Source organism: Bacillus sp. FJAT-50079 (assembly GCF_018343515.1).
Classification (GTDB): Bacteria; Bacillota; Bacilli; order Bacillales; family Bacillaceae_C; genus Lederbergia.
On sequence record NZ_JAGYPD010000001.1, the window covers coordinates 500,299 to 513,793 of the forward strand.

General features: G+C 39.9%; 13 protein-coding genes. 2 read left to right on the forward strand and 11 right to left on the reverse strand.

Going from position 1 to position 13,495, the window contains the following annotated elements:
• Nucleotides 1-15: 15 nt before the first annotated feature.
• The 11 genes from KHA95_RS02325 to KHA95_RS02375 form a co-directional block, all read right to left on the reverse strand.
• On the reverse strand, nucleotides 16-951 hold the full coding sequence (locus KHA95_RS02325; RefSeq protein ID WP_213135842.1) for a hexose kinase: 936 nt from the start codon (nucleotides 949-951) through the stop codon (nucleotides 16-18).
• 33 nt (nucleotides 952-984) lie between these two features.
• Nucleotides 985-1,887, reverse strand: a complete 903-nt coding sequence (locus tag KHA95_RS02330; protein WP_249316455.1) for an ROK family protein — start codon at nucleotides 1,885-1,887, stop codon at nucleotides 985-987.
• A 12-nt stretch (nucleotides 1,888-1,899) separates the two neighbouring features.
• Complete coding sequence (locus KHA95_RS02335) at nucleotides 1,900-3,066, reverse strand: SIS domain-containing protein (RefSeq protein ID WP_213135843.1); 1,167 nt, start codon at nucleotides 3,064-3,066, stop codon at nucleotides 1,900-1,902.
• 57 nt (nucleotides 3,067-3,123) lie between these two features.
• The gene (locus KHA95_RS02340; RefSeq protein WP_213135844.1) at nucleotides 3,124-3,855 is read right to left on the reverse strand and encodes a GntR family transcriptional regulator; all 732 of its coding nucleotides are present in this window, start codon (nucleotides 3,853-3,855) and stop codon (nucleotides 3,124-3,126) included.
• Nucleotides 3,856-3,978: 123 nt separating this feature from the next.
• On the reverse strand, nucleotides 3,979-4,953 hold the full coding sequence (locus KHA95_RS02345; protein ID WP_481748396.1) for a formylglycine-generating enzyme family protein: 975 nt from the start codon (nucleotides 4,951-4,953) through the stop codon (nucleotides 3,979-3,981).
• Between the two features lie 16 nt (nucleotides 4,954-4,969).
• Complete coding sequence (locus tag KHA95_RS02350; RefSeq protein WP_349305425.1) at nucleotides 4,970-5,761, reverse strand: TSUP family transporter; 792 nt, start codon at nucleotides 5,759-5,761, stop codon at nucleotides 4,970-4,972.
• Between the two features lie 230 nt (nucleotides 5,762-5,991).
• Complete coding sequence (locus tag KHA95_RS02355) at nucleotides 5,992-7,068, reverse strand: DUF871 domain-containing protein (RefSeq protein WP_213135845.1); 1,077 nt, start codon at nucleotides 7,066-7,068, stop codon at nucleotides 5,992-5,994.
• A 53-nt stretch (nucleotides 7,069-7,121) separates the two neighbouring features.
• Complete coding sequence (locus tag KHA95_RS02360; RefSeq protein ID WP_213135846.1) at nucleotides 7,122-8,501, reverse strand: PTS transporter subunit EIIC; 1,380 nt, start codon at nucleotides 8,499-8,501, stop codon at nucleotides 7,122-7,124.
• A gap of 24 nt (nucleotides 8,502-8,525) precedes the next feature.
• Nucleotides 8,526-9,410: an N-acetylmuramic acid 6-phosphate etherase gene (murQ, locus tag KHA95_RS02365; RefSeq protein WP_213135847.1), complete on the reverse strand. Its 885-nt coding sequence runs from the start codon at nucleotides 9,408-9,410 to the stop codon at nucleotides 8,526-8,528.
• A 659-nt stretch (nucleotides 9,411-10,069) separates the two neighbouring features.
• Nucleotides 10,070-10,252, reverse strand: coding sequence for an SE1832 family protein (locus tag KHA95_RS02370; protein WP_213135848.1), 183 nt, complete (start codon nucleotides 10,250-10,252; stop codon nucleotides 10,070-10,072).
• A gap of 12 nt (nucleotides 10,253-10,264) precedes the next feature.
• Nucleotides 10,265-11,476: a CynX/NimT family MFS transporter gene (locus KHA95_RS02375; protein ID WP_213135849.1), complete on the reverse strand. Its 1,212-nt coding sequence runs from the start codon at nucleotides 11,474-11,476 to the stop codon at nucleotides 10,265-10,267.
• A gap of 80 nt (nucleotides 11,477-11,556) precedes the next feature.
• Here KHA95_RS02375 and KHA95_RS02380 point away from each other — a divergent pair, with 80 nt between their 5' ends.
• Entirely contained in the window at nucleotides 11,557-12,543 is a 987-nt protein-coding gene (locus KHA95_RS02380) for an NAD(P)H-quinone oxidoreductase (protein WP_349305426.1), read from the forward strand.
• A gap of 107 nt (nucleotides 12,544-12,650) precedes the next feature.
• Nucleotides 12,651-13,457 (forward strand): YihY/virulence factor BrkB family protein, encoded by an 807-nt coding sequence (locus tag KHA95_RS02385; protein WP_213135851.1) that lies wholly within the window; start codon nucleotides 12,651-12,653, stop codon nucleotides 13,455-13,457.
• Nucleotides 13,458-13,495: the final 38 nt, after the last annotated feature.

The window sequence follows — 13,495 nt, forward strand, 5'->3', positions numbered from 1 at the left end:
TGTTGCTCCCCCAATTTAAGTTAATTTAATTGTATTAATCTCATCTACCTGCATTTGCTCAATACACCAATTCAGTTTTTCCGGGTTAATATGACCCGTTTTTTCTTCAAGCGCATTAAGTACACCCATCGATAACCCAAACTTTATCAACTCTTCCCCCGAAAGCTTGCGGGATAAGCCAGCAGCAAAGCCTGCAATGACGGAATCTCCTGAACCAACTGGATTAATCGCTTTCACTTTAGGGATTCGGACACGATACATTTTGTCATCGTTCTTCACGATTGCTCCTTCTGCTCCTAGCGTCACAACTACCCATGGGATTCCATGAAAGATCGGGGCATTGATCGCATCAAGTAATTCATGACCTCCCCCAACTAAATCAACTAATTCTTCTTTATTTGGCTTAATTAAAAACGGTTTGTTTTTTCCTTTTAATGCACATTCAAGAGATTTGCCACTTGTGTCTAGCAATGCTGGTGTGCCCTTTTGGGCGGCTATGTCGAGAATTTTTTCATAAAAAGCAGCTGGTAACCCTTTTGGTAAACTTCCGGAAATTGTAATTAATTCAGCCTGATGGGCATGAACCTTAAATTTCCCCAAAAAGGCAGTGGCTTCTTCATTGCTAATTTCGGGGCCGCCTTCTAAAATTTCCGTCTGCTTTCCCTCATGAATGACAGCAATGCAGTTTCGGGTAGCGCCAGAAATTTCTTCAAACAAATCATTGATTCCAAGTTTAGTAATTTCCTTGCGAATAAAGTCACCTAAGTTTCCGCCTAAAAACCCTGTGGCTGCAACATCCTCATTCAACTGCCTTAACACTCTAGAAACATTTAATCCTTTACCGCCTGCTGTTTTTGAAACATCACTTGCTCGATTTACTGCATCGAGTGAAAATTGATCTAGCTTATAACTCATATCCACCGAAGGATTTAATGTAACGGTTAAAATCATTTTACGTACACCTCTATATTCGATGTGAACAACTTATTTTATCAACTGATTGACAGCGGCATAAGCCCCACATAGAGCAGCATCATTATGCAATTGTGCCAATACAAGCTTTGTTGAATCCTTATACACATCCATCACTTTTTCATTGAATTTTTCTTCAATAGCATGTAAAAACTTCTCACCTTGAGCGGCAATCCCTCCACCGATAATAATGATTTCGGGATTATATAGATGGGCAATATTCACGAGCCCCGCAGCTAAATAATCAAGGAAAAGATGATACGCTTCCAAAGCCTGAGAATCATTGCGATGGACAAGATTCATAATTTCAATTCCCTCTGCATCGCGATTCGATCGATTTTTATAAAAGCGGACAAGAGCGGAAGTTGATGCGTATCTTTCTAGACAGCCTACATTGCCACATGGACAGTTTTCACCATTATGAACGATCGACATATGCCCAAGTTCGCCAGCTAAATTACCTTTTCCTCTCATTAGCCTTCCGTCGATGACTACGGCTCCGCCAATTCCAGTACCTAATGTAAGAAGAACGACTTCTTTTTTCCCTTGCGCTGCACCACGCCACATCTCCCCAAGGCACGCACTTCTGACGTCATTTTCTACCGAAACAGCAAGCCCTGTCTTTTGCATAATCACATTAGCTAATTCAAGTCCTGAATAACCGTTAATATTCGATGAGAAAATAACCCTTCCTTCGTTATGATCAATTAACCCGCAAGAGGAAATCCCGATGTTTTCAATCGGGTATTTCTCTTTGAACATTTGCAGCTTTTCTATGATAATTTCTGGAATCTCCTCTTGAGCCTTTTTTTGTGGGGTTTTTGTTTTCCCTTGAAGATAAATATCTCCCAGCTCAGATACAACCCCATATTTAATAAATGTACCCCCAATATCGAAACAAGCGCTATACGTCATTCCAATCACCATCTATTTTTTTTCTTCATGATATGGGTAGATTTGTACACCTTGAACAACGCGATTAATCACTCCGTCTGGAGATGGATTATCCGGTGAAATACCGCCATGCAATGATTTTTCATACGCAAATAATTGAGCAAAGATGACATATGAAAATGCGAGTGACATATCATCTAAGCTTTGATTTGCGGAGATTGTCAAAGTCGTATCGCAATATTCGGAAACATCCGAATCAACGTATTCAGAAATAGCGACTAAAGGGCCGCGATTTTTTTCTTCATATAATTCTTTCAATATATCAAGATCGTATTTTCTCGTGTACGAGTCATTTGATAGAAATACGACGACCATTGCTTCTTTGTTTAAAATAGACTTTGGCCCGTGGCGGAACCCTAGTGGGGTGTCGTACATCGTCGAAATCGATCCACCTGTCAGCTCTAAACATTTTAAGGATGATTCACGTGATAACCCTTCGAAAACACCTGACCCTAGATAGACTAATCGGGAAATGGATTCCTTTACAAGGCTCGGGATGATCTCCTTGCTAGCCTTTAACATCTTCTCACCAGCATCAGCAATACGCTCTACTAATTGCTCAAATTGCTCTTTCTTCTCACTGAACAAATAAAGGGCAGTAAGCATCATCGTTGAATAACTGCTCGTCATCGCCAAGCCTTTATCGTTTGCCTCATCTGGGAGCAATAAGACAAGCTGTTCTTCTTCTGTTCTTTCCCTTTTTGCTAAAGCTCCGTCATGGTTACATGTAATCGTAATCTCATAGAAATCTTTCACGATCTGCTCAGCTAGTTCAACTGCTGCTACACTTTCTGGACTATTGCCTGAGCGGGCAAACGAAACCATGATTGTAGGAATTTGAGCATCTAAATAAAGATATGGGGCCGCCGTTAGGTTTGTTGTTGAAATACACTCTGCTTCCCAACCTCTATTTCTAATAGATTGACGAACCGAAGGGTAGATTGTTTCACCGATAAAAGCACTCGTCCCAGCCCCGGTAAAAATGACCCGAATGTTTTCATGCTTTTTTTCCAGATTGCCCAAAAACGCTTCCATTTTTGCCTTTTCCGTTGCAAACTGTTTTACCGCCTTTACCCACAAGGCCGGCTGTTGTTCAATCTCTCGAATCGTATGTGATTTTTCCGCTTGACTGTTTGCCATTTTTTATCATCCTTTTCATGTTATGTTGTCATTACCAGTTTAACAAGCACGAACGATTCATTCTTTCGTGCTATTTAATTCTACGGAATAGGTGAATTTATCGCCCCTTGCAAACGTTGCTGTATACTCAATGATCTCTTCATTTTCATACGTCATTCTTTCGATAAAAAGACTTGGTTCTCCCTCACCGATGTTTAACATCTCGGCTGCGATTTTATCCGTAGAAACTGCTTTAAAGCGCTCGTTTGCCTTTGTGATCATCACATTGTATCGTTCACGAAATAAATCATACATTGGCACTTTTTCTAAATCCTCCACTTGCAAATGTGGAAATCTACGAATTGGAAGATATGATATCTCATACATCATCGGTTCTTCGTCCGCATAGCGCAGCCTAGTGATTTTATAGATGGGATCATTCTCTATAATGCTCATTTTCTTCGCTAAATGACTATCAGCGCTCATCGTTTCGAAAGCAAGAACATTTGATGATGGTATTTTATTTATTTTTTTCATTTCATCCGTAAAGCTATAAAATTTAACAAGGCTTTGATCGATCACTTTTGGTGAAACAAACGTACCTTTTCCATGCTCTTTATAAATAAGCTTTTCTTTCTCAAGCTCTTGCATCGTCTGTCGAACCGTCGTACGGCTCACGTTATACGTCTCACATAATTCCCGCTCAGATGGCAGCTTATCATGTTCCTTTAAATCCCCCGCTTCAATTTTACTAACAATTATATCCATTAGTTGATAATAAAGGGGGAGCCGGTTATCTTTCTGAAACATCCATCAATCTACTCCTTATTAAGAACGGTTGACCACGCCCTTTTTGTAGTGTTGTCATTACCAGTTGATTTTATTATAACATCCCTCTTACAAATTGCAAAGAGAAAGGAGAATGCGGTTTATTTATTCACCGCTCTCCACATCCTTCACACATCTAAAGCCTAAATTGCCTGTGGAGCTGTCTGGCGTGTTTGATGTTCTAGCGGCGACACGATAGCGATTACAATAGGAATCGTGGCATAAATAGGAGCCCCCCCGCATTGATTTAGTCTCACCTACCGCGGGACCTTTCGGATTATCGCTACCCTCTTTTTGATGAAAGGTTGGGCTAAACCAATCTTCACACCATTCCCATACGTTTCCAGACATTTGATAAAGGCCGTACCCATTGGGTTGGAATGAGTGAACAGGCGCAGTTCCTAAATAACCGTCCTCTAACGTATTATGTACAGGAAATTTCCCTTGCCAAATATTACAGAGATGTTCTTCATTAGGAGTTAACTCGTCTCCCCATGGATAACGTTTTTGTATTAACCCTCCCCGGGCTGCGAACTCCCACTCAGCTTCAGTCGGCAGTCTTTTTCCTGCCCAACCACAATAAGCTTTTGCATCATTCCATGAAATATGTACAACTGGATGATCCATTCGTGATTGAATCGTTGAGTCTGGCCCTTCAGGCTGGAACCAGTACGCCCCTTCAACAACACTCCACCATGGTGTGCCCTGCACAACCTGACTAACCGAATTGGCCATTTTCTCAGAGAGCAACTTGTAAAATACAAATGACCAACCATATTTTTCCGCGTCCGTTTTATATCCAGTCTCATCAACGAAACGTGAAAATTTTTCATTCGTTACAGTATAGCGATCCATCAAAAACGGACGTACTTTAACTTTTCTAATCGGTCCCTCACCATCTGCTGGATTACGGTCCGCATCATTTGTCCCCATTAAAAATTCTCCGCCTTCGATCATTACCATGTCCTCGATCGATACTGTGCCTGCCTTTATTTGTTCAGCTTCTGTTTCTGTCACTAGTTGATGATCAACGAGAGAACGATTAACCGAGCAGCATGATTGTTTATGTTTTAAATTCACCTTAATCACCTCTCAACTACATAAGATTGCGAATAATATTATATACGTTTAATAAAATGATTCCCATTAACGAGAAAATAAAAATTCTGTCAATTTGACGATTGCTAATTTTAGAGATGAAGGATGAACCGATAAAACCACCGATGACTCCACCAGCAACCATATACCCTAACATCGACAAATCATAGATTGCAAACCCAGTTGTAAAGGCGGTCATCGCCAACGAGGAAAGCTGTGAGAAAAAAATAATAAAAATCGAATTGATTGCCGATTCTCTAACATTCATCGAAAAGGCAAATGCGAGGATCGCCATATTTAAAGGCCCCCCACCAATTCCTAGAAAGGATGCAACCGTTCCCAAAATAAATCCAACGAGAAAAATGACCAACTCATTTTTTAGTTCATAAGTGCGTATTCGTTCTCTATGTCTAACAAATAGAAAAATGATAAACATTAATATTGCTAGAATACTTGCTTGAATAACAGTAATCATTTTTTGATTATCCATTGAACTAATGAGAAAAGCGAATAAGTATTTCCCAATGATTCCGCCAGATATGGAGCCGATAGCGAGTAAAAAGCTACTTTTCCCTTGTATTTTCATTCCTGAACGCGCTGCCTTTAATAAAGACACACTTGCCATGGAAAATACCGTTGCTGCTGATAATATACCAATCGTAGCAACATCGTACGTTCCTATGCCATCCAAGACAGGCTTAATAATGATTCCTCCGCCAAGTCCTGCAATAGCACCAATCGTAGAAGCTAATAAACCGATGAGAAAATAAATAATAGTTACGATGAACACCTTCTAACTTTCTCGAATTCTTTTTTATTATAGCATGATTGTTTTAACTGAATGATATAAATTACTTTCTACATATTCAATATTTTTTTTGAATATGTTTGAAAGTAGGATAGAAATGCGGGAAACTTAATAAAATATTCGCATAAGAAAAAGGGAGCCAAATCGCTCCCTTTTTCTTAATCAAACGTTTGATTAATAGATTGAAACACCTAAATATTACAATTTAAACTTTAACGCTCGATTGAAGAAATCCAAGTGATTTTAAACTTCCTTCCCCCATCGATATATTTCAGCAATGGCCGATCTTGTTCAATGACTCTTCCAATGACATTTACTTTTTCATCGGCTGGCAAGTCTCGTTTCGCGATTTGAACTTCCCCTTGGTAACGTCCATATCTTTCGTTATCAATCGTAATACTTCCTTTCAATCTCTCACTCGTATTCAATGGCTGTACCGGTCTTGTTCCAATTAATGCATATTGCCTTGATTCCATTGATCGTACGCAATCTCTGGCAGAATCGGGGCGGTTCGTTTGTAGAACGCCCACATCCTTTAGCAAAGCTTCATCGTCTATTGCGGCTTCCGCCCTTAAAAGAAAAACATCTTCCTGAAATGATGAAAATTGCTCCAATGTCTCGTCACTAAGCTCAACATCGCCAATTAAAATTTTATCGACCATTTCTAATAATTCGATATAACTGGCAAACGGCGCCATGTTTCTATGATCCTCTAATGTTGGTAATCCTTGAAATAAAGGACCTCGGCGCTTTTTATCACCTGGAATAAATGCCATCACGGTTAACCCTTCACTTCTCAGCCATTGATTCATATGATTAAATTCAAGCGCACCCAAGCCTGTTTCTGGGCGCGGATAAAAATTATGCCATGCCTCAACTGATTGTGCGGATAGCCCTGCTTGTTTTAATTTTTCAAAGCCACCCTTTGTCAATGTGCTTGCATTCAATGCAATCTTCATTTTCTTGGACAACTTAATGATTGTTTTTTCGTCGACCCCATAATCGACTCTAAGTCCAGTTACTCCCCACTTGAGCAGTCCCTCCGCGTTATCCCAATTAAACCCGAGATGCGCCAATGATTTAGGGGATATATCAGCCATAAGCTCCATCTGACTTTTTTTCGCTAATGCACCTAATTGTTGAAGTCTCTCTTTGTATAGGGCCGGGTCATCCTCTGGAATATGAAGGGAGGTAAAAATCGATGTAAACCCCATTTCACTCACTTTTTGAATGTATCGATCTATCTCCCTAATTGTATCATTCCCTAAATAAACTGAAATGCCAAGCATGGATCATCGCCTCCCCAAAAATGAAGAAAGGAGGAAGCCCCCCTTTCTTCATTTTAAATATTATCTGCCATCTCTTCTTTAAAGCCAAACAAGTAAGTGAACAAGAAACCAAATGAATACGAAATAATTAGACCTAGAATATAGATTAAATACTTATTATCTGCAATAAGTGGTGTCAATGATATTCCTGATACACCAATTCCTAATGCAGCGGTTTTCATTACTGCCTGGAATGCCCCACCGAAGGCGGCTCCAAGACAAGCGGTAATGAATGGACGGCCGAGCGGAAGCGTGACCCCGTAAAGGAGTGGTTCGCCAATTCCGAGGAAGCCAACGGGAAGTCCCCCTTTAATAATGTTGCGCAAGCGTTGATTTTTCGTTTTTACAAAAATTGCAATCGCCGCACCGACTTGACCAGCTCCAGCCATCGCAAGGATTGGCAATAAAGCCGTCATGCTGAATTTATCAATCAGTTCCAAATGAATCGGTGTTAAGCCGTGATGGAGACCGACCATGACGAGCGGGAGGAAGAATCCAGCGAGAAGGGCGCCAGCAATGACCCCACCAATATCAAGCACCCAATTAATCCCTGAAGTGATCCCGTCCGATAACACTCCAGCCACTGGAACGACTGCATAAAGCGAGAAAAACCCGACAACTAATAATGTAATAAGAGGAGTAAAAATAATATCAATCGAGCTAGGCATTACGGAACGAACTCTTTTTTCAACGAATGTCATGAGCCACCCCGCGAACATAACCCCAAAAAGACCGCCACGTCCAACGACAAGTGGCTCGCCGTAAATTGTAATATCTGCAAGTAAAGGATTAAATAAAATTGCTCCTGCAATAGCACCAAGTACAGGCGTACCTCCAAATTCCCTAGCAGTATTCCACCCTACTAAAATAGCAAGATACGTAAATACTCCACTTCCAAGTAAAAGGAGGATCTGCATCCAAGTGACCGACGCATCCACACCGGCGTTTTTAGCAAAGTTTGCTGCTCCGTTAATGATCCCTGATGCGACAAGCCCTGGGATAAGCGGTATAAAGATATTTCCAATTCTCCGGAGCAAAAGTTTAAAAGGTGTTTTATTTTTCTGTTTCATATTTTCTCGGTTTAAAGCTGCCCTTTCGCTAAAAGTTAAATCATCGTCGCTTGGTTGTGCTTCTTCACCTATCGCTAACCCTGTTTCTTTGCTCATTTCAGCTGCAATTTTATTTACAATTCCAGGACCAACAACAATTTGCAGCGTATCATCATTAATGATGCCCATAACTCCATCTATTTTTCTTAAAGCATCGGTATTTGTTTTACTTTCATCCTTTAATGTTAATCGTAATCGCGTCATACAGTGGGCAAGGCGTTGGATATTTTCTTTCCCACCTACATAGCTCAGAATGTCAGCAGCCATCCTTTGCTCTTTTTTCATTTTGATCCCCCATTTGCAATCAATTTATAACGCTTTTCGGACAAATCCACCTACCGTTTGCAATTTTTCTCTAGCCTCTTTCGCTGAACATTGAAGTAAGATCATTACAATTGCCGTTTTCACATGATGCTGGGATTCTTCGTAATACTTCTGAGCTGTTTCATAATCAACCTGAGTAGCCTCCATAATGATTCTTTTGGAACGCTCAACTAATTTTTTATTTGTTGCCTGAACATCGACCATTAAATTTTCATAAACCTTGCCGATGCCAATCATAGATGCAGTTGAAATCATGTTCAATACTAACTTTTGCGCTGTACCCGCTTTCAATCGAGTTGAGCCTGTTAAAACTTCTGGACCTGTTTCAATCTCAATAGCAAATTTTGCATATTTACTCATGTCCGCATTTTTATTGCATGAGATCGCTGCCGTCGTTGCCCCCCTTTCATTTGCATATTGTAAAGCCCCAATCACATACGGTGTTCTTCCACTAGCAGCAATTCCAATAATTGTATCCTTTTCAGTTATTGAAACTGATTTCAAGTCTTCAACCCCAAGGTCTGCACGATCCTCGGCACCTTCGACAGCCATTGTAAATGCCTCCATTCCACCTGCAATAACCCCCTGTACTATTTCAGGTGACACACCAAAGGTTGGAACACATTCAACTGCATCTAAAATTCCAAGTCGCCCACTCGTCCCTGCGCCTATATAAAACAATCGGCCACCTGCACGAAAGGACCGGATTACAGCATGAACAACATGCTCAATCTGAGTAATCTCATTCATAATTGCAGTTGGAACATTACGATCCTCCTTATTCATTACTAATAAAATATCCTTAATCTTCATTCCATCTAAACTCATCGTGTTACAATTCCGGGTTTCCGTAGATAATTTTTCGAGCATCGTCTCATCCTTTTTATCTTTATTACACCTCATGAAATTATACGTCGATGTTTCAATTGATATTCATGAAGTTCCATTTCAACAAAAAAATTCTATAAAAAGAACGACCTTTTCTCTTGTATCATTTGCAATGGGTATTAGTTCACGAATCAAGAAGCTTGTAAAAAGATTTTTTGGATAAATGAAGTTGTAAAGGAAGGATTCACTAACGATTCAGAAGGGAGCTACGAGTCCATCAATATCAACTAGACTAGCTTAAACAGTAAGATCTTTGTGAGGGAAGAGTCTGCTACGTTCACCACCATATTGTTAAATGTTTCACAATATAGGATTTGGAGGAGTTCTCTTTAATAGGAGAAGCGGAATATCATTACTTATTCGTTCCAGTTTTTTTAGTACAGTCCTTTTGGTAAAATGATAAATCAATTGCACCTCTGCGTAATAGCGTCCAGATTTTTTCGAGCGTGCTCGAAAAAATCTGTGCCATCACCGAAGGCTAACTCAGATCAACAGGTGTTTGGCTCCCTCTGATTCACTTATAGATGTAAGGGATTTCTGTTGATTCGAGTTAAAGAGGGAATTATTAACAACCTGACCAGTCAAATAAGCTCGAACACCGCCAATATTTTAAAAATAAACAATATCATTGAAGTTTATACTTATTCTTCGATTTCATCTAGCATTTTATTTAACTTTTGCAGTTCCTTTTCCATTTCCGCCAATTGCTTTTCCAATGGATGTAGATTGCCTTTCACGTATTCAAGCTTTTCTAAATCATGTTGCAAGCGAACATAATCTGTTTTTAAATCAAGAATTTTATATTCAATGTCTTTTTTATTCAATAAACTCACCTCTTATGAATGATTATCTTTAATCATACCAGAACTTGCACGGAGTCCAACAAGTAACATACAAATCGCAATGATTACAAATGTGATTACTGGGGCAGTTGCCGAACCTGTTTGATCAAATAAAATTCCTAGTAAGATCGGTCCAAGTGCTGCTAGAAAATAGCCTAATGATTGCGCCATTCCTGAGAGTCCAGATGCTTGATTGCTGTTACTTGTTCGCAGGACAAAAAACGTTAAGGCAAGACTGAAGCCCGCCCCTTGGGCTAACCCTATGAAAATAACCCAAAGAATCGCTAAGCTAAACATTTTCGTGCTGAGAAGCCCAACAAAAGCAATGAGATACAAGATTCCAATTATAATGACAAGACTTCTTTGTGTTTTTATTTTGGCAGCTATGACTGGTGTTAAAAACGAAACAGGCAGACCGACCAGTTGAAGTAAGAAGAGCATCCATCCACTTGTTGCATTATTCATTCCATGTTCCGATAAAATTTGCGGAAGCCATGTAATCACACAATAAAATAGAAAAGACTGAAATCCAAGGAAAAATGTTACAAACCAAGCAAGCTTTGAGGTTAGTAAGGATGTTTCTGAGTGCGCTCCCGTTTCATTCACAACTTGTTTCCCCGTCCGAAGTTGAGGCAGCCAAACGAATAAAGCAACAATCGCCAAAACGGCCCATGTAAGCAGCGTATTTTTCCAACCAAAGTCGAAGCCGACTGCAATCGGTATACTAATTCCAGATGCAATGGCAGCGAAGGCACCTAATGAAGCAGTATAAACTCCTGTCATTAAACCGACTTGATTCGGGAAGCGCTGTTTTACAATCGCCGGGAGAAGAACATTGCATATCGCAATACCGATGCCAGCAATCGCTGTACCGACAAACAGGAGCAAGGATACATAAGTAGCTGAGCGTAGAAAAATCCCAATTGTTAATAAAATAAGACCGAGAAAGATCGCCTGTTCATTTCCGAACTTTCGTCCAATTTTCGGTGCCAAAAAAGACATTGCCGCAAAAGCGAGCAATGGAAGTGTTGTAAAAAGCCCCGCCACTCCATTTGAAAGATGCAAATCTGTACGAATGAAGCCAACTAACGGGCCGACAGCGGTAATTGCTGGCCGTAAATTAAAGGCGACAAACATAATCCCAATGATTAATCCGACTTGTTTTGTGGCTAATTCTTTTGTCTGTACATTCATATTTTCATTCATTCATAGCCCTCATTTTAATGTTCATCATTGTATAAAACTCTTTCCTCTTATAAGATAACAGAAAATGGTGAAAAAAAGGAGTGATTGATTTGAAGGCTGTTTTAGTCAATAATGATTCCCGGCAATTATATATAGGTGAAGCGCTCAAGCCGAGCATTAGTGAGGAAGAAATACTTGTTAAAGTAAAGGCAACTGCATTAAATCGCGCAGATCTTATGCAAAAACGTGGATTATATCCCCCACCTGAAGGAGCATCTCCGATTTTAGGCTTGGAAATGAGCGGAGTAATCGAGGAAATAGGTGAACATGTACAAGGTGTGAAAATAGGAGATCGTGTTTGCGCATTGCTGCCAGGGGGCGGATATGCAGAATATGTTGCCATCCCGGCTGCCATGGCAATCCCTATTCCAAATCACTTTTCTTTTGTCGAAGCTGCCGCAATTCCTGAAGTTTTCCTAACTGCTTATATGAATTTATTTTGGTTTGGCCGTTTGCAAAAAGGGCAAACCGTACTCATCCATGCGGGGGCAAGTGGTGTTGGTACTGCCGCGATCCAGCTAGCAAGAGAGGCTGGGGCAAAAATCATTGTAACAGCTGGCTCACATGAAAAAAGAAAACTATGTCTTTCTTTAGGGGCACATCATGCGATCGATTATAAAGCTGGTCCATTTGCAAATGCTGTGAAAGAAATAACTGCAGGCAAAGGAGTCGATCTAATTCTTGATTTTATCGGCGCCCCCTATTGGCAACAAAACATCGACTCGCTAGCGGTTGATGGCAGGCTCATCCTCATTGGGATGATGGGCGGTTCAAAAATTGATCAGGTGAATTTAAGCCCCCTGCTAATGAAAAGAATTCAAGTCATCGGCACGACGTTGCGTTCTCAGCCCGTGGATAAGAAAGTCGCTTTAACGAAGGAATTCACCGAATTTGCTCTAACCAAACTGACATTAGGAGCGATCAAACCCATCATCGATTCAATTTGGAATTGGGATCAAGCAAATGAGGCACATGAGCATATGGAACAAAATAAAAATGCAGGAAAAATTGTGTTGCAAGTGAAATAATTCTTCACTTGCAATTTTCTTATTTAAGAATCAGAAAAACCTAATGAAACGATCCTTTTTTGTACAAAATAAGTATGATTTATTTTAAATGAAGAGGGAGGATTTAAATGGGCATCTTTTCATCTGTATTGAAACGATTTTTTATTGACCGATTTCATGATCAATCTGCCCAAATGGCTTATTTTTTTATGCTGGCCATTTTTCCTTTCCTCATTTTTGTCGTTTCGCTTTTAAGCTACTTCCCAATCTATTCGATCGATGTTTTAGCTGTCATTGAGCCATTTGTGCCTAAAGGAAGCTACCGACTCATAGAAAACAATTTAATTAGCATCCTTGATCAGCAACGAACGAAGCTAGCATCCTTTAGCTTGCTTGCGACTTTCTGGATCGCTTCTATGGCTGTACAGGCATTTGTGCGGGCGATGAATGATGCTTATAACATTATTAGAAAAGAAACATTTTTAAAGGCGTTTTTAAAGGACCTACTATTGACCGCAATTCTTATGATCACATTAGCGATCTCTCTACTTTTCCCAATCGGCGAAAAAATAAGTCAAGTTCTTCTTGCAGAACAGCTATCTATTTCGAACCAGTTCTATCAATCACTCGTAATCGTTAAATGGACGATTGGCTCTGCCTATTTACTGCTGTTATTTATTTTAATGTACAAATACGTTCCAAGCACAAAATTAAAATTTCGTTCTGTTCTTCCTGGTGCTTTATTTTCTGTAACGTGCTGGCAATTCGTTTCCGTTGGATTTTCTTATTATGTTTCCTTAGCAGATTACTCTCTATTATATGGACAGCTTGGGAGTATCATTGTGCTTATGATCTGGTTTTATCTCTCGGCTGCCGTGCTGCTTACTGGCGGACTTATAAATGCCGCTTGGATTGAAAAAAAAGCATCTAATTAATTAGAAACTCCTTCATGTACTTTAATTTAGCCTCAAAA

What these genes read in the sequence shown, in the direction of transcription:
- KHA95_RS02340 (WP_213135844.1), bottom strand. Translation starts at nt 3,855, where the DNA reads ATGTTTCAGAAAGATAACCGGCTCCCCCTTTATTATCAACTAATGGAT.
- KHA95_RS02355 (WP_213135845.1), bottom strand. Translation starts at nt 7,068, where the DNA reads ATGCTTGGCATTTCAGTTTATTTAGGGAATGATACAATTAGGGAGATA.
- KHA95_RS02325 (WP_213135842.1), bottom strand. Translation starts at nt 951, where the DNA reads ATGATTTTAACCGTTACATTAAATCCTTCGGTGGATATGAGTTATAAG.
- KHA95_RS02330 (WP_249316455.1), bottom strand. Translation starts at nt 1,887, where the DNA reads ATGACGTATAGCGCTTGTTTCGATATTGGGGGTACATTTATTAAATAT.
- KHA95_RS02385 (WP_213135851.1), top strand. Translation starts at nt 12,651, where the DNA reads ATGGGCATCTTTTCATCTGTATTGAAACGATTTTTTATTGACCGATTT.
- KHA95_RS02375 (WP_213135849.1), bottom strand. Translation starts at nt 11,476, where the DNA reads ATGAATGAAAATATGAATGTACAGACAAAAGAATTAGCCACAAAACAA.
- KHA95_RS02335 (WP_213135843.1), bottom strand. Translation starts at nt 3,066, where the DNA reads ATGGCAAACAGTCAAGCGGAAAAATCACATACGATTCGAGAGATTGAA.
- murQ (WP_213135847.1), bottom strand. Translation starts at nt 9,410, where the DNA reads ATGCTCGAAAAATTATCTACGGAAACCCGGAATTGTAACACGATGAGT.
- KHA95_RS02360 (WP_213135846.1), bottom strand. Translation starts at nt 8,501, where the DNA reads ATGAAAAAAGAGCAAAGGATGGCTGCTGACATTCTGAGCTATGTAGGT.